Genomic DNA, 25,805 nt, shown 5'->3' on the forward strand with positions numbered 1-25,805 from the left:
GTCGGCGCTTGGAGCCGCCATGAGAAAGCTGGTGCACATCGCTTACGGCGTACTGGCGCACCAGAAAGAATATGAACCACAACCCATGTGAGAGGGTTGTAGTTCATTAGGAGAGACGGTATCTACATGCGCTTGCGCCTGTGCCTCTGTTGCGCAGCTGACGGCACGCCTACACTGCCTGTATGCGTTTATTAATCCTGATTACCCTCATTATTTTTCCTCTTCTGGCCTCGGCAGATTGCCAGCGGTTGGCGCCTGCCCGTGGCGTGCCGGCTGCGTCTGATCAAACGTGGGCGCTGGCAACCCTGAACCTGTGGCGTTTGCGCGATGATCGCAAGAACAGCGAGCTGGATTCCCCGGTATCGTCCGCCGTTCTGGAAGCGCGGGTGAATGCGGTTGCAGAGTTTGTTGTTGCTAAGCTGAATGCGCCGCATGTACTGGCGTTGCAGGAAGTGGAAAACCGGGCGGTGCTGGACCGTCTGGCGGACCAGATGGCGAAACGGGGTTACCGGTATCGTTCCGTGTTGCGCGAAGGCAATGATCCTTCCGGTATGGATGTGGCGGTGCTGTATCGCTCACCGGTAAAAATCGGTGCGGTGCGTACGTTGTTTTCGGATCAACAGTTTCATGGCCATGCGTTGTATTCACGTCCGCCATTGGTAGTTGCACTTGAGGCGCCGCTTGCGGCGAATTTGGTGGTGGTGCATTTGCGTAGTGCGCGGGATTTAAAGAAAACCTGGGTCCATGAAAAAAGGCAAACCCAGGCGGCCTTGCTGGCCAATTGGGTAACGGCGCAGACTCCGCCGTTGATTGTCGCGGGGGATTTCAATACGACCTGGGACGCGGGTCGCTTCTCCGACAGTTATGAACGGTTCGAACAATCGGGGTTGTTGAATCTCTGGCAGTCTTTACCGGAAAAGGAACGCTACAGTTTTCGCCACCGCTGTCGTCCGCAAGCGCTAGACCATATCTGGGTGACGCCCGGATTAAAAACGTTTGTTAGCAAGATCGCGGTAAGTCGTGGCAATGCGGGCCGCTACGACAGCCTGTATGGCAGCAAGGGGGTGGCGCCGGTGTCCGACCATGATGCACTGGTGGTGTACTTTGAACGCTAGGAGCCGGATTAGAAGCGAGAAGATAGAAGATACGGGGAATTTGCCTGCTTTCAGTCACGCTGACCCGCTTTGCTTTTAAGCGTCAGGCATCGGGCGTTGAGCGTCAAACGTACATTAAAAAAACGCCGCAGGGTTGCTTGCGTGCTTGCGAGGACCAGGGAGAGCCCTGCGGCGTAAAACAGTGGGCGACCGGAGTCGCCCGATGGAGCGTGTTTGATCTTATGCTTTACAGGGCGAACTCGTAAGAAACGCTCATTACTACGTCGTCATCCCAAGTGTCTGTGCCGGCCACGTCTTCCTGGTCGACAATTTTGGAGGCAGTGAAGGTGAACTGATCGGTAACGGCGTAGCTAAGATCCACGTGGGTGTAGTCGGCCAGGGTGCCGTCGGTTACCGGGTCGCCGTCAAAGTCGTAGTAACCCGCGCTGATGCCATATTTATCGTAGCCGTAGCCCAGTGCGAAGTAGTTGTCTTTGTTGTCGGTGGCGTTGTCGCCGTGGGCCACTTCGCCAACGCCGATGAAGGCATCAGCGCTGAAGCCGGCAAAGCCTGCACCAACGTGAACTTCTTCGAAATCCGCACCGGAGGCCGGAGCTGAAACGGTGCCACCGCTGGTGTAGTTGTAGTCGATGTAGCTGATGTCATAGCTAAAGCCGCCTACTTCGCCACCATAACCGGCGTACAGGTCATACTCGGTGTCATCGGTTTCAGAGGACGCCCAGGCACCTGCGTACAGGCCGGAAGCGTGGGAGTAATCCACACTGCCGTATACCGCTGCGCCGTCAGTCAACTGCTGACCACGCCACAAGTACTGGCTGGATGCACCCAGGGTGCCGCTGACTTCAGCTGCAGCAATGGCAGGGGCCAGGCTGGCAGCAATAACGGATGCCGCCAGAACGGTTTTCTTCAGACCAAATACGTTTTTCATGTGCAACCCTCTTAACAAGTCTAATTCGTTCAGTGTGCGCAGGTGACGCACCGCCAAATCGGCTCATCAAGGGTATTGCAGAGACTGTGCCAATTATTTTTATCTTTTTTATAACAAGGGGTTAACTGTTTTCGGGAAGGTTCGCTGAAGGTTCATGAAGGGGAAATAAAGAAAGCGGTGCACTGTAATGGTGCCTGGCACCGCTTTGGTGCGACGCTTATGGGCATTTCCAGTCCGTCAGCACGGCATCGGCGGAACCGCCTGAGGATTCTTTCAGTGAAAGCCCGCACTGGTCGTTTTCATAGACAAAGTGGGCGCTGTACTCACTGCCAGCAGAAGGCGTGAATAACAGGGCAACCTGGCAGCGATCGCGGCTGTGGTTATTGCCCGGACGATTGAAGGCCACGCCGATGCGGGTGGAGCTTCCTGCCGGCACTGAGGTGGTGACTTGCGGGCTCTTTTTGAGGGTTTCCCGTAAATCGCCGAGCGCGTCGCTGCCACTGCTGGTCAGGGCATACTCAGTGGCTTTAAAGCCTTTTCCGGGTACACACACCATCGGCTGAGCGGAGATGCTGTTACCGGTGAAAGTGACGGTGGCGGTATCGTCGCCGCTGGGGGGTTGATAGTTCAGGTGTTGGCAGCCGGCCAGTAAGAATGCACAGGCAGTGACAAGGTGTTTCATAGAAAACTCCTGTTGGGTTGTACTTAGTATAAGGCAATGCAGAGCAGGCAAAGCGTGATTCGGCGGTGCCTCGAATGAGAATGATCCAATCTTGGGCATCGCGCATGCACGGGTCAATGCAAGGCTGAGGCCAATTGTTGCTTTCGATAATCCGGGCCCATGGCGGTATTGCTAGCCTGAAGTGGTGGCTTATGCCTGCCGTGTGCGGGGGTCAGGTGGCGCCAAACCAGTGTTCGATGGCTTGCTGGGTCAGGCGCGACTTCTCTTTCGGGGTAGGCAACCAGTTGCCGGCATTACTGGCCATGGCAGTGAGAAACTCGAAGAAGGGCAAGTGCTGGCGCAGCACCCGGTGGTGACGATGTCTGATCATGGGGTTGAAGTAACCGAAGAAATCCAGCATTTGGCGTGGATTTTTGCGCACCCAGAGCCAGGAGCCCATTTCCAGAGTGAAGGGCAGGAAGGTGTGATTCGGCTGTTGTTCCTGGGCGTCGTCGTACAGATAGTCCCAGAGATCCCCGTGGGTGGTGTAGTTAATCGATTGGGGTTCAATCAGGTAGGGATGGTGATTCGGGTAGGTCTGCTCGAAGACCTGTTTGAGCCGGTATACCTCCGCAATATGCGGGATCGGCCGGTGACTTCGCGCGTAGCAACACCAGACTCTGTCGCGGCGGCCGAAGCCGCTGTGGCAATCCAGGCTCATGGAAAACGGTGAGGAAAACAGTTTCTCGCGCACGGTGCGGATCACCGCTTGGGCTTCGGGTTCCATGGGGGCGCCATTTTTTCCCCGGTACCAGGGCAGGTGCCGGCTGATGCGGTGGCCGCCCACCAGAAAGGGTACCTTGCCCATGGCGTCCACCGGTGCATTGCGCATCAGATCCACCCCGTTGGGGTTGCTGCGAGTGCGCTGCCAGATGCCACCGGGATTGATCATGGGCATGAACACCAGGCGTACCTTTTCCAGGCGCCGGTGAAGCTGGTCGTCCCATTGCAGTCGATGGATCAGGCTATGTAACCAGGACATCAGCACCTGACTGCCGATGCGCTCCACACCATGCACGCCACCGAAAAATCCCACCACTGGTGCATTCGGTGAGCGGCTGCCCAGCTCGATCACATGAATCGGCAGGGACACTTGCCCCATGGGGACCTGGTGCACCGTGGTCACGCGCAAATGACGCTCGCCGTGACGGATCAATGCATCCAGTTCCAGCAGTTCCGGCAGATGGCGTTGCAGCAGGTAGAGCTTTTCTTCCATAGGTCAGTTTCATCCACAGTGACGCTTACCTTAACGCCCATGGATAACAGAAATATGACGATACCAGGGAGAAAAGCCCGGGCCTGACGGTGCCCCATTGGTGTCTTTTACCGCGTGGAGGGTACACGCGTGCGGGAAAGCGTCGACATAAGCAGGAGTGATGTGGCTGTTGATTTTGGGCGACAGGCATCCGGCGTACGGCACTCGCTGTCCTTTCACCAAAGTGTGATCGTGTTGTCAGCAGACTGTCATGCCCGGTTTCTAGCGTGAAGGACAGGATGTTTCATCACTTGGCGGGCGAAATGCTTCGTCCGGATGTCATCACAACGGAAGGGCGACTGTGGCCAAGCCAGACATTCAGCCTCACGATTCTGTTGATACGTTGCGTACCGGTGATCTGCTGCTTTTTTCGGGCCGTGGTTTTACCAGCGATGTAATTCGGGTCTTTACTCGCAGCCCCTGGAGCCACATCGGCATGGTGCTCCACCTGCCCGGCCAGCCGGAACCGCTGGTGCTGGAATCCACCACGCTGAGTGAATCCCCGGATATTACTCTCGGCCACCCGGTTGCGGGTGTGGCGTTAGTCCCGTTGTATAGCAAAATTCGCGACTACCCGGGGGCGGTGGCGGTGCGTCGCCGGCACGGCCCGAATCTATCGGAACGGCAGCAACGGATGGTGGCACGGATGGCGCGCCGGTTGCTGCATCGTCCCTATAAAAATTATGTGCTTTGTAATGCGCTGGATGTGCTGACCGGGTTCACCCGGCGTCCAGACCAGCGGGGTTGGTTCTGTTCCGAGCTGGTGGCAGAGCTGTACCGGCGTCTTGGATGGTTACCCCTGGACACTCGCTCAAGCACCTTGGTGCCCGGCCATTTTGGATCGCGGCATATGCGCCTGCAACACGGCAAGCTGGGCCCTGTGGAGTGGCTCAAATCTGAATTACCACACCCAGTGCTCTGTGAGGCTGATGATGCCCTTACAGCCAGCGGCGCACCTTCTGCCTGTATGCCTGCCATTGCTCACCAAACTGCTGGGCATGAAACGTTTCTTCCGCCGCGATCACATGTTGCTGGATAACCCAGATGACGGGCACCCACATTACCAGCATCCCGGTGCTGTGCTGAGCCAGCGCCATGGCCAGGTGCAGACAGGCAAAGCCCAGGTAGATCGGGTTGCGGCTGAGTGCAAATACACCACCGGTGAGCAGGGCGTTGGCCGCCCGGTGGGGCATCATTGTGGTGCTGGCCCGGCGCAGCTGAATCACTGCGCTGGCGGTAAGCCCGATACCGATAATTGCCAGCACCAGAGTGACCCAGTGTTGACCGGGGAACTGCACTGCCGGCAGGGTCAGCGCCCGGTCCAGTCCGTACCCCATCAGCAGGCCGCCCAGGAAAAGGGCTGGCGGCGGCATTATGACCTGGGGATGTTCAAGCGACATGAAAATTCCTTTGGCGGTGTTTGTGTGGCGGCATTGGATTCAGGCTGTGATTGTATCTGTCTTGGGCCGTTTTTATCACGGGAAATAGCGGGCCAGCTTTCGGCTTGGTCAACCATTCACAGAGCAGCGTTGCACGCAGTGAACGCAAGGAGAGGCAAAAAGATTGCGCAATGGACTATTGATCGTTTGTGAAAAGCTGGGTTATGGTAATTCCAATCCCGCCTTTGTGGGAGTGATCGCGATCAAAAGCTGAAACAGCTTAATGCAACTGAACCGCCAAAGGGCTTAAACCGTGGCGGCAGGGGCAGGCGTCACTCTTGCACTCTTAGATCTGACGCCAAGCCACATGCCGCCAAAACGATGCAACCGTACCGTCTAACCTGTACAGGGGATACGCATGGAAGAGCGCGCGGCCAGACTCCACACCCTTTCCGTTAACCACACAGACGATAGCCAGAACGACAGTTCGACTTTCGAAGAAGAGCAGAAAAAAACCTACGTTATCGATACCAATGTGCTGATTCATGACCCCAATTCGTTACTGAATTTCGAGGAACATCGGGTTGTGATTCCCATGACGGTGCTGGAAGAACTGGACAAGCTCAAGAGTGGCAAGTCGCACACGGCGGCGGACTGCCGTGCCGCCATTCGGCAGATCGACAAGGTGTTGGGCAGTGCAACCCCGCAGCAAGTGGAAGAAGGCATTCCGATTCCCCGTGGCGGCGATAATGCGCCCCAGGGCACACTGACAGTGCTGATGGCGGAGCAAAACAAGGCCACGGCGCCGCTTCCCAATGATCTCAATGACAACCGCATCATCAATGATGTGGTCGCCATGAAGCATCAGTTCCCGGACCGCCGCTATATTCTGGTGACCAAGGATATCAACATGCGCCTCAAGGCGCGGGCGTGCGGTATCGAGTCGGAGGATTATCACAACGACCAACTCGTGTCAGACATTAAGCAGCTAACACGGGGCTACTTTGAAGTGCCGGGTTCGTTCTGGGATCAGGTGACTCAGGTAGAAACCGAGCAGGTGGGGGTGGATACGCTGCACCATCTTTCCCACGGGTTGCTGGTCAGCGAAATTCTGGGTGAAGAGGTGTACCCCAACCAGTACATCATCGATGAGCAGGGATTTGTTGGCCGGGTGATGACGGTGGAAAACGGCGTGGTAACGCTTCGACATTACAAGGCGGACAGCCTGATGGAGCAGGAAGCCTGGGGCCTGAAACCGATGAACATTCAGCAGGCTATTGCCTTGCAGATGTTGTTGGACCCGGATGTACACATTGTCACGCTGACCGGTGCGGCCGGGTCAGGGAAAACCATTCTGGCCCTGGCCGCTGCTATTGAAATGACGGTGGAACAGAAGAGCTTCAACAAGATTATTGCCACCCGCTCCACGCCACCGCTGGCGGAAGATCATGGCTTTCTGCCCGGCACGGAAGAAGAAAAGATGGACCCGTGGCTGGGGGCCATCAACGACAACATCGAAGCGCTGCACCTTAACGATGAAAACCCGTCCGGTAGCATTCAGTATGTGAAGGAACGCGCCAATATCCAGTTCAAGGCCATGAACTACATCCGCGGGCGCAGTTTCCAGAAATCCCTGATCCTGATCGATGAAAGCCAGAACCTGACTCCCCATCAGATGAAGGCGATCATTACCCGGGCAGGGGAAGGCTCCAAGGTGGTGTGCCTGGGTAATTTGGCACAGATCGATACGCCTTATTTGTCACCCACCAGTTCCGGGCTGACTTACATGACCGAGCGCTTTAAACGGTTCGAGCATGGTGGTTCGGTGCAGCTCAATGGTGTGCCCAGATCCAAGCTGGCGGAATACGCGGAGTCGTTTCTTTAAGGCAAAGTGGTTAATGGCAGGAGCGCCGCCTGAGGGGCGAACCGGGTGTCCCGGGCCAGGCTCCCTGCATTCCTTGCAGGGAGCCTCCGTACGCCAGCGCGGGGTTCGTGGTTCAGGCTTCGCGCCTACAGCGGCTTTGTATCAAGCGTCGCTACTTTCCAGTATCTTTTTGCACGCCTCGGACTGATAGAAATCGTCCAGCACCCACTCGATAAAGGGTTCCAGTACGCCTTGTTCAACCAGAACACTGGCGCCCCTAGCCAGTGCCGGCGTGGCGATCTCGCGGATTCGTTCTTCACTGATCTGCATGCCCTCGAGGACACTTTTCAGTGGTTTGTCCATCAGCGATGTTACGGCTGCCTGGATGCCCACGCTGACCAGCCGGCGGGTGTACGCCAGACGGGCACTTTCATCGGTAATCGCGCAACTTTGCGCCACCACTTCCGTCACGGCGCCGTCGGGCACCATCTTCATGTAATTTGCTGGTTTAAGCGGAGCGACGCGGAGATAGCCATCGCGGGCCAGTTGCTGAATTCGCTCGTTGGTTAATTGCTTGTTCAGCCATTGCTCACCGGTTTTCAGGGTGACGCGAATATTCTTTTGCAGGTAGGTGCGAATGGATTCCTCCATGCCGCCCATGGCTTTGCCGACCACACTCTTGCGGCCCATCTTCATCATGCTGCTAACACCGGGCAGCTTCGCCAGCGCATTTTCTTCCAACAGGAAATTCTTGATGCCGGTATAGAGCATTTCACTGACCATTTCGCTGACCAGTGGATGGTTCATGGCTGAGTGAATGGCTTTTTCCCGCAGGCTTTGCAGTTTCAGTACCTGTTCGAGAATGGTCTCGAAGTGTTCTTCGCGAAGTAGCTCACCGATGGTGGCATCATCCTGCTCTGCAGCTTCCCACACGGCAAGGCTCACGTCGTTGATGACGTCCTGCAATCCGCGGGCACTGAGCGCTTCCAGCAGCCACTGATCAACGACCTCTACAAGACTGTCTTGATCCACCAGGTTGCCGAGCGGAATGTCAGTAAGCAGGTTGCTCGCTTGAGCCATAAGGTCCTGCCAGTGTTCCGGGTTCTGAAGCTGTTGGCTCAGATGTGCCTTGTGAGCATCGCGCAGGGCGCTGACCAGTGTGTTGGCGGGCATGGTGATACAACCTCATTGTTATTCGGTTCTGGATATTGGGGATTCCGGGCATAGCGATGGAACGCAGCCCCCGCTTCGCGGTAGAGCACACGGCTCCGAAAGCTATCTTGCGGCATTCGCACCACGCTGTATGTAACCGGGAAGACTGCTGCCGGGGGCGCTAGTGCAAACGTTACAGACGCAGTGTGGTGGTGTGTATGCCGGGCACGGTTTGCTACCAGAAAGGATCGGCATCGGCAGGCGGTATGTTTTGTACCGTTGGTCAATATTTATGCGGTTTTTGTCGGTATGCGCAGGGTTGCATCGGTAGGGGCGCCTATTCTGAATCGAGCGGGGCGCCAATATGTCTGGACATCCAGTCTGGCAGTCAGTGAGGGGGGCTCCCTAGGTATTGCGACAGCATTTGACGGACGCCTGATTCTTTATTGATGCAGCGCAATGCCTGGTACCCGAGTGTGGCGTTCAATGGTGCCGTGTTGACCCATCAGGGGATTCACACCGGGTTTTGAATTAATAGAGGGGGGAAGGGTATGAAACTGCGCGGACAGGGAAAAAGTGTGTTGATGTTGTCCACCGTCTTGTTGGCCGGGCCTGTCATGGCTCATCAATCCGGTGATTTCATCGTACGTATGGGGGGCATCAAGGTTGCTCCTGATGTGAGCAGTGATGCTTTCGATCCGGCATTGCCAGTGGTTGGCGGGCTAGAGGTCGATGTGGACGATGATACCCAGGTGGGGCTGACGTTCGCTTATATGGTGACAGACAGCATTGGTGTTGAATTGGTCGGGGCAACGCCGTTCACCCATGACATCATTCTGGATACCGGGGGAAGCGGGGTAGTGATTGGCGAAACCAGCCATCTGCCACCGACGTTGCTGGCACAGTTTTATGCTCCTCAGCTGGGCCCTGTACGCGGGTATCTTGGAGCCGGGGTGAACTACACGCTGTTCTTCGATGACAGCATTGATGATGCAGTAGTGAGCCCTTTGTTGGGCGGCGCTGATGTGGATGTGAAGCTGAGCAATTCCGTGGGCTTTGCCTGGGAAGTGGGTGCGGATCTCCTCATCAATGAAAACTGGCTGCTCAATGCCAGCGTCTGGAATATCGATATTGATACCGAAGCGCGGCTGTATGTGAACGACGCTCGGGTGGATAAAATCGATGTGGAAATTGACCCTTGGGTCTACATGGTGGGCGTGGGCTATCGCTTTTAGGGGGCGCTTCACGTAACACGCTGGACGCGGTAGAGAGTAAGTCCCCAGTGAGCTTGGGCGCATGGGCGGAGAGGGTATTGAGTGATCTCCGCCCTGTGCTTTCCTGTTTGGCGTGTTGCTTCCAGCGGGTTTAATTGAGGGTTATCGCGGAATGGAGTGGTGAGCCGGTGTCGGACCTGTCTCATTATCCCGCTCTGGCGACCGCTGAACGTCGGAGGCCCGACGACTGACGCTTTCATTCAACACCTGGAAAACCGTGGCCTTGATGCGCTCTTCGCAAAACGCGATGACCAGATTGTTCCCTGAATATTCCTCAAAAGACGTATCGTAGTAGCGACAGCCTTCTGGGTTATGTGTTTTTGCGTCAGGCATCCGGCACCGAGCGTATGGCAAAGCACGGGGCATTTGCGATAAGCCAATCAAACGGCGAGAAGCGTGTTATTCACTCTACTCCGCGATGAACCCTAATTAAGCCATTTCTTCCAAGCATTCCGGAAACTGCTGGCGAAACACGTCGTAGCCGCCGTCCAGGCTGACGGCATTGCTGAAACCCTGCTCGCTCAGCCAGTCCGCCGCGTTCTGGCTGCTGTTGCCGTGGTAGCAGTACACCACCAGGGCATGATCCGGGGCGGTGTTGGCCAGGAAGGGTTCCACGTTGGCCTGACTCAAGTGCACGGCGCCGCGCAGGTGCCCGGCTGCAAAACTGGCCGGGTCGCGGATGTCGATGAACAAGGCGTCGCCCTGTTCAAACAGGGCCTTGCCGTCAGTGGGGCTGATTCGTGTTGCCATTGGTCAGTCCTTTTCCGCTTATTGCTAGGTGTCTTTGCTGTCGGTTTTTGCGGGGGCGGCAGCGTCTTTCTCGGCCAGCAGGTCGGCAGGCGGGTATTCGCATTCCAGCTTCATGCCGATGGCATTTTCCAGTTCCGGCAGCAGGAAGGCATCGTCTTCACAGGCAAAGCTGATCGACATGCCGCTGGCGCCAGCACGGCCGGTACGGCCAATGCGGTGTACGTAATCTTCGGGATCTTCCGGCAGGTTGTAGTTCACCACATGGGAGACGCCGTCGATGTGGATGCCCCGGCCGGCCACGTCGGTGGCGATCAGCACCTGCAATTCGCCGGCGCGGAAGCGTTCCAGAGTCTTGCTACGCTGGGTCTGCGGCACGTCGCCGGAAATCAGGGAAACTTTCAGCCCCTTCTTGTGCAACCGATCGCTGACTCGGCGGGTAATATCCCGGCGGTTGGCAAACACGATGACCTTGTCCATGTTCATGCCAGTGATCAGGTTATAGAGCAGCTTGAACTTGTCGTCGGTATTGGTGATGTAGACCTTCTGTTCCACGGTATCGGTGGTGACTTGGGTGGGTTCGATCTCCACCACTTCCGCGTCCTGGGTCCAGCGACGTGACAGGTTCATCACGTCGTCGTTGAAGGTGGCGGAGAACAGCTGGGTCTGGCGGTGCTGGCTTTTCGGGGTCATGCCGACAATGCGTTTCACATCGGGAATGAAGCCCATGTCCAGCATGCGATCGGCTTCGTCCAGCACCAGGAATTCCACCCGGTCGAGCCACAGGTCGCGGCGCTTGGCGAAGTCCAGTAGCCGCCCGGGGGTGGCCACCAGAATATCAATCAGCTTGTTTTGCAGGCGTTCCTGCTGACGATTGAAGTTCATGCCGCCGACCACACTCATTACCTGCAGGTCGGTGTGCTTGGCCAGTATATTGGCGTCTTTTTCGATCTGCATGGCCAGTTCCCGGGTGGGGGCCACAATCAGGGCTCGGGGCTCACCGGCAAAACGCTGCACGTCGATGGGGTGCTTGAGCAGGTCGTTGATCACGGTGATCAGGAAGGCGGCGGTTTTCCCGGTGCCGGTCTGGGCCCGGCCGATGGCGTCGGCGCCAGCAAGGGTGTGGGTCAGCACTTCGGCCTGAATGGGGGTGCAGTACTGGAAACCGGAATCAGCGATACCGTGCATCAGGTCCAGGTGCAGGTCGAAATCGTGAAAGCGGCTCTCGCCTTCCTTTTCCGGGACCTGAAATTGCTCCAGGCTCCAGGAGCTTGCCTTGTCTTTTTGCATGTATTCGCTCAGTCTGAATGCGAGAGATTTGTGAGTGCAGTCGCCTTGTGTTCCTGTCTGGCAGGGCCTTGGAGGCGTCTCCAAACATCACAGTGTAGAAAAAATAGCCAGCGCTGTCAGAGGATGTTTGTTATGGGCTTGCTTCGCGGCGTTATTGTAGTGTTTTGGGTGGGGGTACTGTTAGCCATTTTCATGGATTTACCCGCTCCCTTTGACCGCTTGCTCATTATTGCCGGCTCGGTGGTGGCGATACTGCATGCGCTGGAATGCCTGGGCTTTGCCCTGTGGCTGCGGGGCAAGGGCCTGTTTCACTGGCGTGATGCCTTGATGACCCTGATATTCGGGGTGATTTACCTGAAGCCGAGAATGCGCGGTATTCGCCGCGCCTGAGCCTGATCTCAACTCTTTTACCCAAACACCAGCACCCGGTTATTGGCCGGCATGGCATGGTCTGTCAGGCATTGCCGGCCGTGGCGGGCAAATTCCTGCTCCACCCACTCCTTGTCGCGGATTCCCCGCTGCGCATCAGTGGCTTTCAGCCATCCTTCAAACTGTCTATTGGAATCACTGGTGAACTGCCCATCGTAGTTGAAGGGGCCGTAGACCATGAATACCCCTTTCGGGCTGAGACGCTGGCAACCTTCGGCGATACAGTGGGCCACCAGCGATTGCGCCATGATGTGGAAGGTATTGGCGGTGAACAGATAATCAAACGGGCCGGAGGGCCATTGGTCCGTCACGTCCAGTGCCAAGGGGGCCTTTGCCGGGTTGGGGCTCTGACTTAACCAGTGGCGAATGGCGGGCAAATTTTCCGCCACGTCAGAAGGTTGCCATTGCAGGTGGGGCAACTGTGCAGAGAGCCAGGCGGCATGTTGTCCGGTGCCTGCGCCAATTTCCAGCAAGGTGCCGGGGGCCTGACAGTGTTGTTGCAGAACCTGGAGGATGGGGCCTTTATTGTTTTCGGCCGCCTGGGAAAAAGGAACCTCTGGGGATGTCATGGCTACTCCTGTGAGTGAGAAGCCATGGCACCATCAAAGGCTTTTTCTGGCAAGGGAAAAGCGATATTCCCCAGTCGTTACTTCTTGTTCATGTACTTCTGACCCATGGCGACCAGCTTTTGGTAGCTGGTTGGCAGCAGGCGCTGCATGGTATCGACAGCGACAGCATCTGAGCCAATCAGAACACGACGCTTGTTGGCGCGGACACCCTTAAGGATGGTGCTGGCGGCTTCTTCCGGCGTAGTGCGGAACATTTTCTCGAAGTCTTGGATGGATTGCTCTTGATTGCCACCAGTAATGCGTTCAACGCTTGCGTCAAAACGCGCGGCCTTGGCAATGTTGGTCTTGATGCCGCCCGGGTGAATGGAGGTACAGGATACCGGGCTGCCTTCCATTTCCAGCTCGATGCGTAGGGCTTCCGTGAAGCCACGCACCGCGAATTTAGCGGCGTTGTAGGCCGACTGTGTGGGGATGCCAACCAGGCCAAAGATAGAAGAGACGTTGACGATATGACCTTCACCGGCTTGCTTCAGGTAGGGCAGGAAAGCCTTGGTGCCGTAGACCACGCCCCAGAAGTTGATGTTCATCAACCACTCGAAGTCGTCATAGTTCATGTCTTCCACGGTAGCGCCCAGTGCCACACCGGCGTTGTTGAAGATCATGTTGGCGTGGCCGAAATGGTTGACCACATCGTCGGCGAAATCATAGAACGCCTGGCGGTCGGCCACGTCGAGAATCTTGGTCATCAGACGATCTTCGCCGAGATTCAGGCTGTTGGCGGTTTCTTTCAGGCCGGCTTCATTAATGTCGGATAGTGCCAGCTTCGCGCCGGATGCCGCCAGTTCCTGGGCCAGAGCACGGCCGATGCCGGAGCCGGCACCGGTGATGACCGCCACTTTATCTTTGAAATTCTTCATGATTACTCCTGTGTCCACTCATTCCGTTGCAAGCCGTTCAAAGTTCAAAAGCGCGATCCAATTTGGTTGCTCAGGATTGCTTGTCGTCGCGGGCCCGGCGCTTCGGGGTATTACCGATAGTTTCCTCGCGCTTTTCAACTTTGAACTTTCAGCTTCATCAAAGCGACCGAGTGTAGACACTTTGTTACCGCAGAATGGGCCAATTTTGTCAGACAAGGTGCTGGGGCCGTGGCGTTGGCGACACGGCATTGTGGCGCTGGGGTGAAATCGCCTGGAGAGAGGGCTGCAAAATCGCTGCCCTCAGGCGGTGTGGTGATCGCCGTTTATGAGCTGGGGGCTGGCGGTGGTGCGGCCTGTGGGTTGGCATCTGCTGGCCGGCCGGGGCCATGCAAATCAATATAGTCGTAATAATGGCTCTGGTATTCCGGCTTGTTGACGATGCGGCGCAGACGCTCAAGCGTGAAGTAAGGGGCATCGCGAAGCAGGATATTGGCAATCCAGGCGGGGATGTAACCGCCCGGATCCAGAATCAGTTCATAGGTCATTTCCACTTCGCGGTTACCCAGCCGGGTAAAACCCAGCAGCCCGGTCATTTCCGGGAAGCGGATGTAGTTATTGTTGGGGGGTAAGGAATCGGGCTGGTTAATCAACGTAATCATTACCGATTCAGGATCGGTGCCCAGGGTCTGCGTGACTTTGGCGCGCAGCACCGCTTCCCGGTCTGCCAGTGGCCAAGGTAGTTGTGTAGTAAACCGCAGCTGCCGATCCAGGGGGCTGGTACGGCCAAACTCTTCAGCGCTGTCGACAAAGTGTAGCCACTTGGGAAATGAAGGATAGTCGTTTAGCAGGGCCACCAGGGAGTATTCGTCGTTCAAGGTAAAGCGGGTGATACCGCGAAAGGTTTTTAAGCGGGATTCATCCCGGTGTTTCATGTACACCTGAATGTCATTGCGGTCGCTGACCAGTGTCCAGCCCGGGGCCGCATTGCTGGATGCTGGTGCCGACCATGCGGGAGAAAGGGTAGAGAGCAATGCAGAAAGTGCAAGCAGCAGCCAACTGAGGCCAAAAGGTCGAAGCCTGTCCATAGGGGGCGAGAAGTCCTTGTTCGCTATTCTTGGAATTGATTTGGGCATATAACGCGACGTCATTATGACATTATCATTATAGGGCTGAACACATTTTGACCGCTTTGCCCTGTGGTTTCTCCGCGCTAACTGACAGTCGGTGCGGCAAATATGTATTAACGGCAGGCAATTTTGTGAACGGCTGCTAGACTGTCGCCCGGCGCGTTTTGCGCCAATAGATCACCCAATAACAAGCATTTGCATATTTCAGTTGTGACGATTCCCTATGCTTAAGCGAGCTTTTCATCTTTTGGTCGGTGCCGCTCTGGTGGCGGGCTACTTTGCGGCAACACCGGCACGCCTCTGGCAGCCGACCCCACAGTTGTTGGCGGCTGATCCTGCCCCGGTTCCGGCGGATAGCCAATGGCAAACCCGCTTTGCGTCCGATGCGGATACTAATATGGTGCATGCGGCCTCCATGCTAGAGCTGCCCGATGGCCGCTTGCGCGCCTTCTGGTTTGCCGGCACCCGTGAAGGGGCGGGTGATGTGTCCATTAATTCTGCGATTTTTGATCCTGAGTCGGGTACCTGGTCTGACGAAAAGGTGTCCGTTACCCGCGAACAAATCTCTCGCGGTTGGGGGCGGCACATTCGCAAACTGGGTAACGCGGTACCGGTGCTGGACGACAATGGCCACATGCGGTTGTTTGTCGTAGCCGTCAGTTTCGGGGGTTGGGCGGCCAGCCGCATAGTGGTGATGGAGTCGTCGGATCAAGGGGCCAGTTGGCATTTCGATACTGCTCTGGCGGCTACCCCGTTTCTCAATATCAGTACACTGGTTAAAACTCCGCCGATCCATTACAGCGATGGTTCCATCGGTTTGCCGGTGTACCACGAAATGATCGGCAAGTTTGGTGAAATTCTGCGCCTGGACCGCAATAATCGCATCCTCGGTAAGGCCCGCATCGGGCATGGACGCAAGGCTATCCAGCCGCTGGTGTTGGTGGATGACAGTAATCACGCGGTCTCTTTCCTGCGCAATGAGAACGAGCCGAATAACGGGTATTTGTATCAGTCCTCCAGTAGTGATGGTGGTTGGCGTTGGTCGCCGCTGGAATACGCGCCGGTAGATAATCCCAGCTCAGCCGTGGGCGGCGTTGCCATGGGGCCGGGGCATTGGCTGGTGGCCACTAATTGTAACCGTGAAGAGCGCGATGACCTGTGTATTCGTGAAACCCGTGATGCAGGGCAGCACTGGGAAGATCGCTGGTTTTTCCATAATCGGGAGCAGTGGCGCGGTAGCGAGCTGAAACCGGATGCGTTTGCTGATCTGATTGACGATGAGTTTGTCGGCGGTGCTATTCCCGAAGATCGGCGCCTGTTTCTTGAGCGAGTGAAGGCCAACAAGTGCCAAAGTCACCGGGGCTGTGAATTTCAGTACGACTACCCGTATATGGTGCGCACCCGTAATGGCGATCTGCATCTACTTTACACCTGGAACAAGACGGCGATCCGCCATGCCTGGCTGAAAGCTGATTCCTCTGAGGGCACAGTGTCCCCACAAGAACCCGCACAAGGAGCTCGGTAATGTCACTTGATTTGGTGATTTGCGCGCTGGTGCTGGTGGCGGTTCAGTTGCGTATCAGTGCCAACTTGCTGTTCTTGCGGGGGCGTATTTTTCTGGCCGCGCTGGTCTTCGTTTGGTCCTTGCTGCCTTACCCCTGGGGGCCTGGGACTTGGGTGTTGAGTTATCTGGCGGGCTTTAGTGTCTCCTCTGGCCTGTTGGCGGTGCTGGCGATTCAGCACCGTGTCGTCGGGCATTACTGGCTACCCGTGCGGGAGTTGCGCACCGCCTGCCTGATGCTGGTATTGATGGCGCTGTGGTTCTACCCGATGAGCATGGGCTCCAGCTATGCTGACCCTTATGCGTTGGGCTTTGGCAGTTTTGAATTCAGTACGGCTCTGTTGCTGATCGGTCTGTTGGCGTGGATTACGCGGGCCTATGCATCCTGCCTGATTCTGGTGGCGGCTCAGTGCGCCTTTGGCGCCGGTTTGCTGACCAGTGACAACCTGTGGGATTACCTGATCGATCCCTGGCTGGTGTGCTGGGCGGCAGGTTGGTTATTGCGAGATCGATTGCTGCGGGCACGGGCCATGCCCGCGTCGCAGCCATCGGTTCAGCCTTCGGAGGAAGACAAGGGCGCAGACGGTGCTACTGAGGCGGCGGGCCAGAACAACGCCACCAGATAACCGACCAGGAACATCAACACGTTGCCGATCAGGCCGGTGTAGTACAGGTCAAAGGGGGCGCTTAGCGCCTCTGGCAGCAGCTGGTTGTTGGTCAGGATCGTCCAGCTGGTGAATACCAATGTGCAGCCGATGCCACACCAGGCGGCCCGTGCATTCCCCTTCTTGCTGAAGAACCCCAGTAGATACAACCCCAGCATGCCGCCACCCAGCAGGGACACCAGAATGGTGGAGGTGTCCTGCAGCGTTTTTGTGTCAGCCTGGTTCAGCCACAGCGCACCGATAATCATGAAGCCAGTGACGGCGATGGCGATGGCCCAGGCCACTTTCAGATAGTGGCGATCATCGCGACCGGGGCGCAGGTGGCGGCGATACAGGTCCACCACGCTGACAGTGGTAATCGAATTGATGCTGGAATCCAGTGAGCTCATGGCGGCGGCGAGGGCCGCCGCAATGACCAGCCCGGCCACACCCGCGGGCAGGTAAGCGGTGATGAAATGCGGCATCAGAGTTTCCGCCCGCGCATCACTGGCCAGAATGGCGCCGGCATGTGGGTCCGGGTACACCTGAAAGAACACCCACAGAGCGGTGCCCAGTAACATATAGAACGCCCAGATCGGCAGGGCCGTGAACAGGTAGACCCAGAGTCCTCGCCGCGCTTCCAGTGTGGATTGGGAGGCGCAGTAACGCTGCACGGTGTTCTGGTTGCTGGAGTATTCGGTGAGCCAGTTGGTCAGCCCGATCAGCAGCATCATGGTGGCGGTTTTCTCGCTCAGGGAGAACGACCAGGAGGTGTCCCCCGGGGCGCCGTTTTCCCACGGTGCCAGCGCAAACTTGCCGGCGCTGCCGGCTTGCTCAAACACCTGATTCAGGCCGCCGGGTAGTGCATCCAGTATCACCCACAGGCAGATAATGCCGCCGAGCAGCAAAATCACGGTTTGCAGCACATCGGTCCAGATCACCGCATCGATGCCGCCGATCACGGTGTACAGCCCCACAAAGAGGCCGCCGAGCACAATGGCGGTGGTTGGTGACAGATCGGTGACCTGTTGAATCAACAGCGACAACAGCCACAGAATCATGGCCAGGCGCACCAGCTGTGCCACCAGAAAGGCCACGGCGCCATACACTCGAATGGAGGGGCCGTAGCGTTGTTCGAGAAATTCGTAGGCGCTGGTCATGTTGCCACGCCGGAAAAAAGGGAGAAAAACAAAGGCGGCGACCAGCATGGCCGGTAGCAACGCCAGGTTAGGCAGGTAGCGCAACCAGTCGGTTTTGAACGCATCGGCCGGGTAGGCAAGGAAGGTAATAGAGCTAATGGACGTACCCACCAGCGAGAGGCCAATCACCCAGCCGCGAAAGCGTCGTCCGCCGACAAAATATTCTTCGGTGCTGGTATTGCGGCGAGAAAAATAGATGCCGATACCCAGTACCACACACAGGTAGCCCGCCAGGACAACCCAGTCAGCCGTGGCCAGTGTCATTATTGTTATTCCGCTTCAGGCAACAGGCGGCGCGCAACAGGCCGCCGCGTGCAGCCTGTTGCGCGCCGCGTGATGCGGCTTATGTTGCGTTACTGCTCGATATAAACGTTATCGGCTTGTTCGCCACGATCAGACATGCGGGTATCGAAACGTACCTTGGTGCCGGTGCGCAGGCTGCGACGGCCGCCGTTCTGTACTGCTTTGAAATGCACAAACAGTTCTTCACCGCTGTCGGTAAGAATGAAGCCGAAGCCTTTGTTCGGGTTGAACCACTTCACTTCACCGCGCTGCTGGCCATTGCTGCCGGGCAAGGAGGGCATAGACAGGTTGGCTGGCACCAACTTGCTGAAGGGAATCAGCGGCAGCAGGTAGGCGAGGACCGGAATCCACAGCCATGCCTGGTGGGTGAAGACGGTATTACCATGGCTGGCTACCAGGCCGGCGAGGTAGAAAAACACGGCCACGTGCAGCGGCAGCCGCTGGCGACCGCCAAGCAGGCAGACCAGGTTGACGGCCGCGGCCAGCAACAGGCCCAGGCCGGTTTGTTGACTGTGGATGTTAGAAACCTGAATCATGGCCAGGTTTTCGTGGATAGTCACCAGGGCCATTTCCGGCGCAAACAGAAGCCAGGCGCCAGGGATGGCCAGCAACAGGGTGACGATGACGTAAAAAATAGTCAGCGATTTAGAGACATTCATGGAATTGACGTTACCTTGTTTATGCAATGAGTGATAAAAGTAAGGATAAAAACAGCCAGATGACGAGGCGGTATTGTGCGGCTAATGTGCCCGGGTAAAACCCCCGTTACCGTGGCCCTTTTTGTTGGCAGGGCTTGCCGGTAATGACTGTCAGGCACCGCACAATCCGGGCATTGTACCCAAGCTGGCGGTGAAACTCATGTTGGAGTCATTTTGACGTCGTATCCATTCCTGAATTCGGCTTTTTTCCAGGCGTTGCAGCAGTGCGGCGCCACCACGCCAGAGACTGGCTGGTCGCCCTGCCATGTTGAGCGCGACGGGGCCTGGCTGCCTTTGTACGGTCGAGACCATTCCCGTGGCGAGTACGTGTTTGATTTCAGCTGGGCAGACGCATATCAGCGCCATGGGCTGGCTTATTACCCCAAGTTGGTGACCTCGGTGCCGTTCACGCCGGTGGTGGGCCCGCGGTGGTTGGGCGACTGGCGCCCGGAGACGCTTTGGCAGGCGGTGAGCGAGCAATTGGCGGTGCAGCAGGCTAGTGGCTGGCATTTGTTGTTTCCGGACCAGGCAAGCCGTGAGGCTCTGGTGGATTTGCCGCTGGTGTCTCGCCAGGCCTGTCACTTTCGTTGGTTTAATCGCGGCTATGCCGATTTCGGTGCTTTTCTGGCTGAGTTCCAGTCGCGCAAGCGCAAGAACCTGCGCAAGGAGCGTCGGCGAATCCACGAGCAGGGCATCCAGATCGAGCGCCGCCGTGGCGCCCAGATCCAGGCAGATGACTGGTCCTTGTTCTATCGTTGCTACGCCAGCACGTATCTCAAGCGTGGTCAGATGCCGTACCTGAACGAGGCGTTTTTTGCCACGGTGGCCGAACAGCAGGGGGAGCAGCTGATGATGGTGTTGGCCCGGGACGGCAATAGCCAGGCACCTATCGCAGCGGCCCTGTATTTCTTCGACGACACCCAGCTCTATGGCCGCTACTGGGGCTGCCTGCAGGAGCGCGATTGCCTGCATTTCGAAATGTGCTATTACCAGGGTATCGAGTTTGCCATTGAGCAGCAGTTACAGGAGTTTGACCCCGGTGTGCAGGGCGAGCATAAGATTCTGCGTGGCTTCGAACCGGTGATTACTTGGTCGTTGCACCATTTGTGTGAGCCCGCTTTTCAGCGGGCAATTGGGGATTTCTGTGAGGAAGAAGCGCTGCATGTGCAGCGTTACCAGGACGAGGCGCGCAGTCTGTTGCCCTTCCGGCGAGGTGGGGAATAACGAGTCCCTAATGGCCCTTAACATGTCGGCCAGGATCGTCAGGCCGCTACTTGCTGCTCTCGCTGGTACAGCAGGGCCATGGTGACTTTGTCACACAAATCAGCCTGGGGGTGGTCTGGGGATTTCGGCCCCAGGGTATCAGTCACATCTTCCAGGTCGCAGCTCAGTGGGTCATTCAGATCGGCAAAGAACTCCCAGGCACGGCCGTGTCGGTCAACGAGAGTGCCGGTGTAGATGCCGTCATCGAACCTGCATACACACGAAAAAACGGTTTCATCCAGCGCAAAGCCTTGCGCCTTAACCCAGGCCGAGAGTGCCGGGTCCAGGCTACCGCTACGAACCTGTTCGGTGGCGTGGGCCACGGATTCCCATGTATTGCGGGTGCTTGCTTTACTGAATTCCATCGTTTGTCCTCGTCCCATGAGGTTGATCGTCCGTGAAAATGTGATGCGAATCACAGTTCTGCCGATCAACGGCAGTGTTTCGGAGATGTTCGTATTCTGCCCGTACTTTCGTGCCAATGCATAGGGAAGTTGCTCTGATAATTGTCAGCTAAAGCTGACAATTTGAAGAAGATTCAGTGTTTTGCATAATAGGGTGGCCCGCCTGCCAATGTGGAGGCGCCTTGTCGGGAAACCATTTGAGTGGTTGTGGTGGCATGGGGGCGCCCGCCGTATGCCGCTGAGCGTTCAGTCGGCAAACAGGGGAGGGAGCGGGCATTCGAGCAGGGCGGCGATGGTCCGCAGCAATTCTGCTTCCTGTACTTGCACTTTGCCGTCGGCCAACACCAGGTCGGCAGCGGCATCAATCACCGGCCCCTTGAGCAGGGGAGACAGGTCGGCCAGCCGATCCACAGCGTTACCCAGCTTGTGGCTGGCGCAGTGGGTGAGTGGCAACAAGGTGCGGCCGGCGGGCAGTAGCCCATGGGTGCTGCGCTGGAACAGGGTGCGGGCCTCTTCGTCTTCGGCGCCACTGGACCAGGTCAATACGGAAAACAGCAGTTGCAGCTCGGCCGCCAGGGCGCCATAGCGGCGGAAACGGGTGCGGCGGTTCCTGCCAGACTGGTCGCCCAGTTGTTGGTGGGCCAGCCCCACCAACGCCCATTCGAAAAACGTGTAACGGTTATCGACCTGAATCAGTGCCGTCAGGTGCGAGAGAATGCGCGCCCGTGTATCGGCAGGTAAGGGCTTGAGCACCGGCAAGGCCAAGTCAATGAGCGGTAGGCGCAGGCGCGAGCCCAGTGCGCCGATGGTTTGGCTCAATGTCATCAGGGTTTGCCGCTCGTCGCTGACGTTCAGTGCCTTGAGCAGCGATTCGGGGTCGCTGGTGGAGGTGCTGAGGATCAAGGCGTATAGCACGCTTTCTGCTGATTGGGGCGAGCGTATCTGGTGTCGCAAATCATCCGGAATGGCTTGCAGCAGGCTGCGGGCATAGCCCATATCCGGTTCGCTGACGGTGCCCACCCGCTGTGACGCAGTGGGGGGCGGGGCGGTGGTGGTGCCCGCAGGCTCTGTGCTACCGCCGGCGAAAGCTGAGGCGCCTTGGGGTACGGCAGTCCCTGGGGCGGTTTGGTTCTCTGTGCCAATAGCCGAACTCCCCGAGTCCCGTGCGCGGCTGCGGGCACGGGCCACCCAGTCGCTGCCCAGAGCGGTCAGGCGCTCATCCAGTGGCGGGTGGGTCCCCAGCAGGTTACGCAGGCGAAAGTGCAGGGTTTCCCCGAAACACATGTGGCTCATGTCTTCCGCGTGGGGCGTGGCCAGGTGGGAGCCGTTACCGTTACGAATTTTGATCAACGCGCCGCCGAGCCCGGCCGGGTTGCGAGTGAACTGCACCGCGGAGGCATCCGCCAGTAGTTCCCGTTGCCGGGAAATGGCAGCTTTGATGAGGCGACCGAAGAACAGGCCCACATAACCGATCACCATCAGGGCCAGCCCGACAAACACCAACCCGCCCCCGCCCTTGCTGTTGGATGAAGAACGACTGAACGACGAGCGGCGTTGCCCACGAATCAGGTATTCGCCCACCTTGCCCAGCGCGAGAATGCCCGCCAAGACGGCTAGCAAACGTAGATTAAGGCGCATGTCGGCGTTGAATATATGACTGAATTCATGGGCGATAACGCCCTGCAATTCATCCCGATTCAGCTCGTTGAGGGTGCCTTGGGTCACCACCAGTACGGTTTCCGAGGGCCGGAAGCCCGCAACAAAAGCGTTTATGGCGGTTTCCTTGTCCAGGACATAGAGCTGGGGGGCAGGAATGCCCGAGGCGATGCTCATTTCCTCGACCACGTTGATCAGCTTTTTTTCACCGGTGACGGTGCTGTCCATGGGGATATGGCGCGCGCCGAGCATCTCGGCTAGCCCCTGGCCGCCATTGCGCAGTTGCCACAGCTTGAGCAGGCAACCGAACACCATGACGACGAGTGTGAGGCCGGTAATCCAGTGGATGAAGGGATGGGTAAACCATTGGCTGGCCGAGACTGACTGAAAATCGCCCCAGAAGAGCGTCAGCAATACCGCCAGATTCACGCACACCACGATAGCGATGACCGCGAGAATGAAATACAGGACCAAAAGCCCGGTTTTACGCCGGGCCCGTTCCTGATGTTGAAAGAAATCCATGGGAAGGCCGCGTTAGAAGGTGACGTTCACAGCCTTGCGTGCCTGCTCGCTCTCGATCTGGAGCAGCTTGGCTTCGCTGAACTGGCCAAACAGGCCACCGATAAAGTTCTGCGGGAATTGTTCGCGGTACGTGTTGTAGTTCATGGCCGCGTCGTTGAATGCTTGGCGGGCAAACCCGATGCGGTTTTCGGTGCTGCTCAGCTCTTCCATCAGCTGGGCCATGGTGTCGTTGGCCTTCAGGTCCGGGTAGTTTTCGCTGAGCGCAAAAAAGTTGGCCAGTGAGCCGGATAGCAGGGATTCCGCCTTGCCAAGCTGGGTGACAGCGTTAGCGTCGTCCGGGTGTGCGGCAGCGGCTTGCTTGGCACTGATGGCCTGATTTCGGGCCTCAATCACCTGGGTGAGCGTTTCTTTCTCATGGCTCATGTAGCCCTTGGCGGTTTCCACCAGATTGGGAATCAGGTCGTGACGGCGCTGTAGCTGCACATCAATCTGGGCAAAGCCGTTCTTGAAGCGATTCTTCAGGGCGATAAGCCGGTTGTAGACGGCAATGATGTAAATGATGACGGCAATGATGATGCCGAAAAAAATCAGAGTGCCCATGCAGGTGATCCTTCCCCAAGCGGTGTTGTTGTTGGCCTATAAGCTACTGCAAAAGTCGTAGAGTGGGAAGAAGGGAGCGAATGAAACCGCTGTGGCAGTGTCTTTTAAGGCACAAGCGAGTGGCGAGTAACGAGTTTCGAAAAGCAGATTCTGTTGTGTTGTTTCTTGCCTTTCGTGACTCGAAACTCGTATCTCGCAACGGGGTTCTCACGCGCCGAGCCAAGTGGCGACGTTGGTCGGGCTCACCGGCAGGTAGTGATCCACAAGCAGGGCGGTAAACAGGGCGAACAGGTAGGTGATCGAGTAACCGAAGGTTTTCATCGGCAGTTTCGGGTCTTCGGAAAAACGCAGGCGTACCGCGTGATACAGAAACACCAGGCCGAGGATCAGGGCGCTGAGCAAATAGATCAGATCGCTCATGCCGGTGAGGTACGGTAGCAGGGTGCAGATAAACAGCAGAATGGTGTAGTACAGCACCGATTCACGGGTGAACGGGATGCCGTGGGTCACCGGTAGCATGGGGATATCCGCCTTGGCGTATTCGTCGCGACGGTGAATGGCCAGCGCCCAAAAATGTGGCGGCGTCCAGACGAAGATGATCAGCACCAGCAGCCAGGCGTACGGGTGGGCTTCACCGGTAACGGCGGTCCAGCCGAGCAGCGGTGGAATGGCGCCGGCGATGCCGCCAATCACGATGTTTTGCGGGGTCGCCCGTTTCAGGTAGAGAGTGTAAATAAAGGCGTAGCCAACAAAGCCGAACAGGGTCAGCCAGGCGGTAATCGGGTTCACCAGGAAATACAGCATGACCATGGAGGCTGCTGCCAGTAGCACCGCAAAGGTGATGGCCGCTTTTGGGGTCAGCTTGCCGGCCACCAGGGGGCGCTTTTCCGTGCGCTTCATGATGGCATCGATTTTCTGATCCATGATCTGGTTAATGGCGGCGGACGCCATCATGGCCAGAGATAGACCCAGGAACGCGGGGATGAAGGTTCCCAACGGCACCATGCCTGCCGGCTCGGTGGCCAGGAACATGCCTGCCACCGCGGTGACCATGAGCAACATGACTACGCCGGGTTTGGTGAGGGCGAGATAGTCGCGCCAGTGGGCTGACTCACTCATGACGAGACTCCTTCCTGTTTGGGGGGCTGGCGTTTGCCACACTTCACATTAATGGCGCGAATGAACAACACCAGACTGGCCAACAGTATCACTGCGACGAAGTTGTGGGCCACGGCCACATCCAGCGGCACCGCAAACATCACATTACTGAGGCCCAGGCCGATTTGCAGGCTGAGAATGCCAAGAATCACCAGCGCAAAATTACGGAAAAACACGCTGCGGGCACGCAGCAGAATCTTGCCCACCAGCAGCAGCGCCAGCAGGGTCACCATCAGGGCGCCGAAGCGGTGCATCACGTGAATGGTGGTGCGTGCTTCGTTATCAAGGACGCCGTACTCGTAGTCCGGCTTGTCGTGCTCGTGCCCCCAGAAAATAAACGCTTCCTTGAAGTTTAGCCTATCCTGCCAGCCTTCTTCGCACACCGGCAAATCGGTGCAGGCCACGGCTGCGTAGTTGCTGGCGGTCCAGCCGCCCAGGGCAATTTGCAAGATAACGGCGGCCAAGGTCATGGATGCCAACGGCTTGAGTGTCAGTACATCACAATCATTGAGGAAGCTGGGCCAGCGGAATACTCGGGCGGTGAGAAGCACCAATAAGGTGAAGGTAGTAAACCCGCCAAGTAAGTGCAGCATCACGATGGTGGGCTGCAGCCCCATGGTCACCGTCCACATGCCGAGAATGCCTTGGAAGATCACCAGCGCAACAAGGAAGAGCGGTAGCTTCAGCGGCTGTTTTTCCCGTTTGCGGTTAACAAACGACAAGGCGGCAATGATGATGATCACCAGCCCCAGGGTCGAGGCGAAATAGCGGTGCACCATTTCCGGCACGGTTTTATGTGCTTCGCGCAGGGCGCCGGGGGTGGTTTCGTTGGTGGTGGCCACATGTTCAATGGCCTTGCGCACGTCCAGATGGCCGTAGCAGCCAGGCCAGTCCGGGCAGCCCAGGCCCGCATCGGACAGACGGGTCCAGGCGCCAAGAATGATTACGCCGGCGGCCATCAGCACAGCCAGAATACAGAAGCGGCGCAACCAGCGCTGCGATGCGGTGGGGGTTTGCATAATCAAGAGTC

25 protein-coding genes are annotated in these 25,805 nt (G+C 57.3%); 8 read left to right on the plus strand and 17 right to left on the minus strand.

Going from position 1 to position 25,805, the window contains the following annotated elements; translation table 11 throughout:
- Positions 1-182 precede the first annotated feature (182 nt).
- Positions 183-1,115, plus strand: coding sequence for an endonuclease/exonuclease/phosphatase family protein (locus ABNH18_RS02695; RefSeq protein WP_349381347.1), 933 nt, complete (start codon positions 183-185; stop codon positions 1,113-1,115).
- A gap of 226 nt (positions 1,116-1,341) precedes the next feature.
- On the opposite strand, the gene ABNH18_RS02700 is transcribed toward ABNH18_RS02695, so the two are convergent.
- The 3 genes from ABNH18_RS02700 to ABNH18_RS02710 all read right to left on the minus strand — a co-directional run bounded on the left by ABNH18_RS02700 (position 1,342) and on the right by ABNH18_RS02710 (position 3,980).
- Positions 1,342-2,043: a TorF family putative porin gene (locus ABNH18_RS02700; protein WP_349381348.1), complete on the minus strand. Its 702-nt coding sequence runs from the start codon at positions 2,041-2,043 to the stop codon at positions 1,342-1,344.
- A gap of 217 nt (positions 2,044-2,260) precedes the next feature.
- Positions 2,261-2,725: a hypothetical protein gene (locus ABNH18_RS02705; protein ID WP_349381349.1), complete on the minus strand. Its 465-nt coding sequence runs from the start codon at positions 2,723-2,725 to the stop codon at positions 2,261-2,263.
- A gap of 211 nt (positions 2,726-2,936) precedes the next feature.
- The gene (locus tag ABNH18_RS02710) at positions 2,937-3,980 is read right to left on the minus strand and encodes a M14 family zinc carboxypeptidase (RefSeq protein WP_349381350.1); all 1,044 of its coding nucleotides are present in this window, start codon (positions 3,978-3,980) and stop codon (positions 2,937-2,939) included.
- A 340-nt stretch (positions 3,981-4,320) separates the two neighbouring features.
- On the opposite strand from ABNH18_RS02710, the gene ABNH18_RS02715 reads away from it, so the two are divergent.
- Positions 4,321-5,058: a C40 family peptidase gene (locus tag ABNH18_RS02715; RefSeq protein WP_349381351.1), complete on the plus strand. Its 738-nt coding sequence runs from the start codon at positions 4,321-4,323 to the stop codon at positions 5,056-5,058.
- Here ABNH18_RS02715 and ABNH18_RS02720 read toward each other — a convergent pair.
- Entirely contained in the window at positions 4,958-5,419 is a 462-nt protein-coding gene (locus ABNH18_RS02720) for a methyltransferase family protein (RefSeq protein WP_349381352.1), read from the minus strand. The genes ABNH18_RS02715 and ABNH18_RS02720 overlap by 101 nt on opposite strands.
- A gap of 397 nt (positions 5,420-5,816) precedes the next feature.
- Here ABNH18_RS02720 and ABNH18_RS02725 point away from each other — a divergent pair, with 397 nt between their 5' ends.
- Positions 5,817-7,283, plus strand: coding sequence for a PhoH family protein (locus ABNH18_RS02725; protein ID WP_349381353.1), 1,467 nt, complete (start codon positions 5,817-5,819; stop codon positions 7,281-7,283).
- A 141-nt stretch (positions 7,284-7,424) separates the two neighbouring features.
- Here the strand turns inward: ABNH18_RS02725 and ABNH18_RS02730 are convergent, their stop codons facing one another.
- Positions 7,425-8,435, minus strand: a complete 1,011-nt coding sequence (locus ABNH18_RS02730; protein ID WP_349381354.1) for a hypothetical protein — start codon at positions 8,433-8,435, stop codon at positions 7,425-7,427.
- 530 nt (positions 8,436-8,965) lie between these two features.
- Here ABNH18_RS02730 and ABNH18_RS02735 point away from each other — a divergent pair.
- The gene (locus tag ABNH18_RS02735; protein WP_349381355.1) at positions 8,966-9,649 is read left to right on the plus strand and encodes an OmpW/AlkL family protein; all 684 of its coding nucleotides are present in this window, start codon (positions 8,966-8,968) and stop codon (positions 9,647-9,649) included.
- Between the two features lie 468 nt (positions 9,650-10,117).
- Here ABNH18_RS02735 and glpE read toward each other — a convergent pair whose 3' ends face one another.
- The gene (gene glpE, locus ABNH18_RS02740) at positions 10,118-10,438 is read right to left on the minus strand and encodes a thiosulfate sulfurtransferase GlpE (protein ID WP_349381356.1); all 321 of its coding nucleotides are present in this window, start codon (positions 10,436-10,438) and stop codon (positions 10,118-10,120) included.
- Positions 10,439-10,462: 24 nt separating this feature from the next.
- Positions 10,463-11,725, minus strand: coding sequence for an ATP-dependent RNA helicase RhlB (gene rhlB / locus ABNH18_RS02745; protein WP_349381357.1), 1,263 nt, complete (start codon positions 11,723-11,725; stop codon positions 10,463-10,465).
- Between the two features lie 132 nt (positions 11,726-11,857).
- Here rhlB and ABNH18_RS02750 point away from each other — a divergent pair, with 132 nt between their 5' ends.
- Complete coding sequence (locus tag ABNH18_RS02750; RefSeq protein WP_349381358.1) at positions 11,858-12,115, plus strand: DUF1145 domain-containing protein; 258 nt, start codon at positions 11,858-11,860, stop codon at positions 12,113-12,115.
- 17 nt (positions 12,116-12,132) lie between these two features.
- Here ABNH18_RS02750 and ABNH18_RS02755 read toward each other — a convergent pair whose 3' ends face one another.
- The 3 genes from ABNH18_RS02755 to ABNH18_RS02765 all read right to left on the minus strand — a co-directional run bounded on the left by ABNH18_RS02755 (position 12,133) and on the right by ABNH18_RS02765 (position 14,725).
- Positions 12,133-12,723 (minus strand): DUF938 domain-containing protein, encoded by a 591-nt coding sequence (locus ABNH18_RS02755; RefSeq protein WP_349381359.1) that lies wholly within the window; start codon positions 12,721-12,723, stop codon positions 12,133-12,135.
- Positions 12,724-12,800: 77 nt separating this feature from the next.
- Positions 12,801-13,640, minus strand: coding sequence for an SDR family NAD(P)-dependent oxidoreductase (locus ABNH18_RS02760; protein ID WP_349381360.1), 840 nt, complete (start codon positions 13,638-13,640; stop codon positions 12,801-12,803).
- 323 nt (positions 13,641-13,963) lie between these two features.
- Positions 13,964-14,725, minus strand: a complete 762-nt coding sequence (locus tag ABNH18_RS02765; protein WP_349381361.1) for an START domain-containing protein — start codon at positions 14,723-14,725, stop codon at positions 13,964-13,966.
- Positions 14,726-14,990: 265 nt separating this feature from the next.
- Between ABNH18_RS02765 and ABNH18_RS02770 the strand changes: the two genes are divergently transcribed.
- Together ABNH18_RS02770 and ABNH18_RS02775 are read left to right on the plus strand one after the other, a co-directional pair.
- Positions 14,991-16,292: a sialidase family protein gene (locus ABNH18_RS02770; RefSeq protein ID WP_349381362.1), complete on the plus strand. Its 1,302-nt coding sequence runs from the start codon at positions 14,991-14,993 to the stop codon at positions 16,290-16,292.
- Positions 16,292-16,954 carry a hypothetical protein gene (locus ABNH18_RS02775; RefSeq protein ID WP_349381363.1) on the plus strand — a complete coding sequence of 221 codons (663 nt, stop codon included), beginning with the start codon at positions 16,292-16,294 and terminating at the stop codon, positions 16,952-16,954. Before ABNH18_RS02770 ends, ABNH18_RS02775 begins: the two co-directional genes overlap by 1 nt.
- Here ABNH18_RS02775 and ABNH18_RS02780 read toward each other — a convergent pair.
- Together ABNH18_RS02780 and ABNH18_RS02785 are read right to left on the minus strand one after the other, a co-directional pair.
- Entirely contained in the window at positions 16,882-18,435 is a 1,554-nt protein-coding gene (locus ABNH18_RS02780) for a sodium:solute symporter family protein (RefSeq protein WP_349381364.1), read from the minus strand. The genes ABNH18_RS02775 and ABNH18_RS02780 overlap by 73 nt on opposite strands.
- An 89-nt stretch (positions 18,436-18,524) precedes the next feature.
- Entirely contained in the window at positions 18,525-19,133 is a 609-nt protein-coding gene (locus ABNH18_RS02785) for a cold-shock protein (protein WP_349381365.1), read from the minus strand.
- 213 nt (positions 19,134-19,346) lie between these two features.
- Here ABNH18_RS02785 and ABNH18_RS02790 point away from each other — a divergent pair, with 213 nt between their 5' ends.
- The gene (locus tag ABNH18_RS02790; RefSeq protein ID WP_349381366.1) at positions 19,347-20,396 is read left to right on the plus strand and encodes a GNAT family N-acetyltransferase; all 1,050 of its coding nucleotides are present in this window, start codon (positions 19,347-19,349) and stop codon (positions 20,394-20,396) included.
- Positions 20,397-20,434: 38 nt separating this feature from the next.
- On the opposite strand, the gene ABNH18_RS02795 is transcribed toward ABNH18_RS02790, so the two are convergent.
- From ABNH18_RS02795 to ABNH18_RS02815, 5 genes are all read right to left on the minus strand, one after another.
- Entirely contained in the window at positions 20,435-20,800 is a 366-nt protein-coding gene (locus ABNH18_RS02795; RefSeq protein WP_349381367.1) for a hypothetical protein, read from the minus strand.
- A gap of 285 nt (positions 20,801-21,085) precedes the next feature.
- Positions 21,086-23,017 (minus strand): M48 family metalloprotease, encoded by a 1,932-nt coding sequence (locus ABNH18_RS02800; protein ID WP_349381368.1) that lies wholly within the window; start codon positions 23,015-23,017, stop codon positions 21,086-21,088.
- A 12-nt stretch (positions 23,018-23,029) separates the two neighbouring features.
- Entirely contained in the window at positions 23,030-23,617 is a 588-nt protein-coding gene (locus ABNH18_RS02805) for a LemA family protein (protein ID WP_349381369.1), read from the minus strand.
- 207 nt (positions 23,618-23,824) lie between these two features.
- Positions 23,825-24,736 carry a heme o synthase gene (gene cyoE, locus ABNH18_RS02810; RefSeq protein ID WP_349381370.1) on the minus strand — a complete coding sequence of 304 codons (912 nt, stop codon included), beginning with the start codon at positions 24,734-24,736 and terminating at the stop codon, positions 23,825-23,827.
- Positions 24,733-25,794 (minus strand): COX15/CtaA family protein, encoded by a 1,062-nt coding sequence (locus ABNH18_RS02815; RefSeq protein WP_349381456.1) that lies wholly within the window; start codon positions 25,792-25,794, stop codon positions 24,733-24,735. The genes cyoE and ABNH18_RS02815 overlap by 4 nt, the downstream gene beginning before the upstream one ends.
- Positions 25,795-25,805: the final 11 nt, after the last annotated feature.

Source organism: Alcanivorax sp., assembly GCF_040118815.1.
GTDB lineage: Bacteria > Pseudomonadota > Gammaproteobacteria > Pseudomonadales > Alcanivoracaceae > Alcanivorax.

Coding starts and splice junctions, on each gene's coding strand:
- ABNH18_RS02695 (WP_349381347.1), top strand. CDS start 183: ATGCGTTTATTAATCCTGATTACCCTCATTATTTTTCCTCTTCTGGCC.
- ABNH18_RS02700 (WP_349381348.1), bottom strand. CDS start 2,043: ATGAAAAACGTATTTGGTCTGAAGAAAACCGTTCTGGCGGCATCCGTT.
- ABNH18_RS02705 (WP_349381349.1), bottom strand. CDS start 2,725: ATGAAACACCTTGTCACTGCCTGTGCATTCTTACTGGCCGGCTGCCAA.
- ABNH18_RS02710 (WP_349381350.1), bottom strand. CDS start 3,980: ATGGAAGAAAAGCTCTACCTGCTGCAACGCCATCTGCCGGAACTGCTG.
- ABNH18_RS02720 (WP_349381352.1), bottom strand. CDS start 5,419: ATGTCGCTTGAACATCCCCAGGTCATAATGCCGCCGCCAGCCCTTTTC.
- ABNH18_RS02725 (WP_349381353.1), top strand. CDS start 5,817: ATGGAAGAGCGCGCGGCCAGACTCCACACCCTTTCCGTTAACCACACA.
- ABNH18_RS02730 (WP_349381354.1), bottom strand. CDS start 8,435: ATGCCCGCCAACACACTGGTCAGCGCCCTGCGCGATGCTCACAAGGCA.
- ABNH18_RS02735 (WP_349381355.1), top strand. CDS start 8,966: ATGAAACTGCGCGGACAGGGAAAAAGTGTGTTGATGTTGTCCACCGTC.
- glpE (WP_349381356.1), bottom strand. CDS start 10,438: ATGGCAACACGAATCAGCCCCACTGACGGCAAGGCCCTGTTTGAACAG.
- rhlB (WP_349381357.1), bottom strand. CDS start 11,725: ATGCAAAAAGACAAGGCAAGCTCCTGGAGCCTGGAGCAATTTCAGGTC.
- ABNH18_RS02750 (WP_349381358.1), top strand. CDS start 11,858: ATGGGCTTGCTTCGCGGCGTTATTGTAGTGTTTTGGGTGGGGGTACTG.
- ABNH18_RS02755 (WP_349381359.1), bottom strand. CDS start 12,723: ATGACATCCCCAGAGGTTCCTTTTTCCCAGGCGGCCGAAAACAATAAA.
- ABNH18_RS02760 (WP_349381360.1), bottom strand. CDS start 13,640: ATGAAGAATTTCAAAGATAAAGTGGCGGTCATCACCGGTGCCGGCTCC.
- ABNH18_RS02765 (WP_349381361.1), bottom strand. CDS start 14,725: ATGGACAGGCTTCGACCTTTTGGCCTCAGTTGGCTGCTGCTTGCACTT.
- ABNH18_RS02770 (WP_349381362.1), top strand. CDS start 14,991: ATGCTTAAGCGAGCTTTTCATCTTTTGGTCGGTGCCGCTCTGGTGGCG.
- ABNH18_RS02775 (WP_349381363.1), top strand. CDS start 16,292: ATGTCACTTGATTTGGTGATTTGCGCGCTGGTGCTGGTGGCGGTTCAG.
- ABNH18_RS02780 (WP_349381364.1), bottom strand. CDS start 18,435: ATGACACTGGCCACGGCTGACTGGGTTGTCCTGGCGGGCTACCTGTGT.
- ABNH18_RS02785 (WP_349381365.1), bottom strand. CDS start 19,133: ATGAATGTCTCTAAATCGCTGACTATTTTTTACGTCATCGTCACCCTG.
- ABNH18_RS02795 (WP_349381367.1), bottom strand. CDS start 20,800: ATGGAATTCAGTAAAGCAAGCACCCGCAATACATGGGAATCCGTGGCC.
- ABNH18_RS02800 (WP_349381368.1), bottom strand. CDS start 23,017: ATGGATTTCTTTCAACATCAGGAACGGGCCCGGCGTAAAACCGGGCTT.
- ABNH18_RS02805 (WP_349381369.1), bottom strand. CDS start 23,617: ATGGGCACTCTGATTTTTTTCGGCATCATCATTGCCGTCATCATTTAC.
- cyoE (WP_349381370.1), bottom strand. CDS start 24,736: ATGAGTGAGTCAGCCCACTGGCGCGACTATCTCGCCCTCACCAAACCC.
- ABNH18_RS02815 (WP_349381456.1), bottom strand. CDS start 25,794: ATGCAAACCCCCACCGCATCGCAGCGCTGGTTGCGCCGCTTCTGTATT.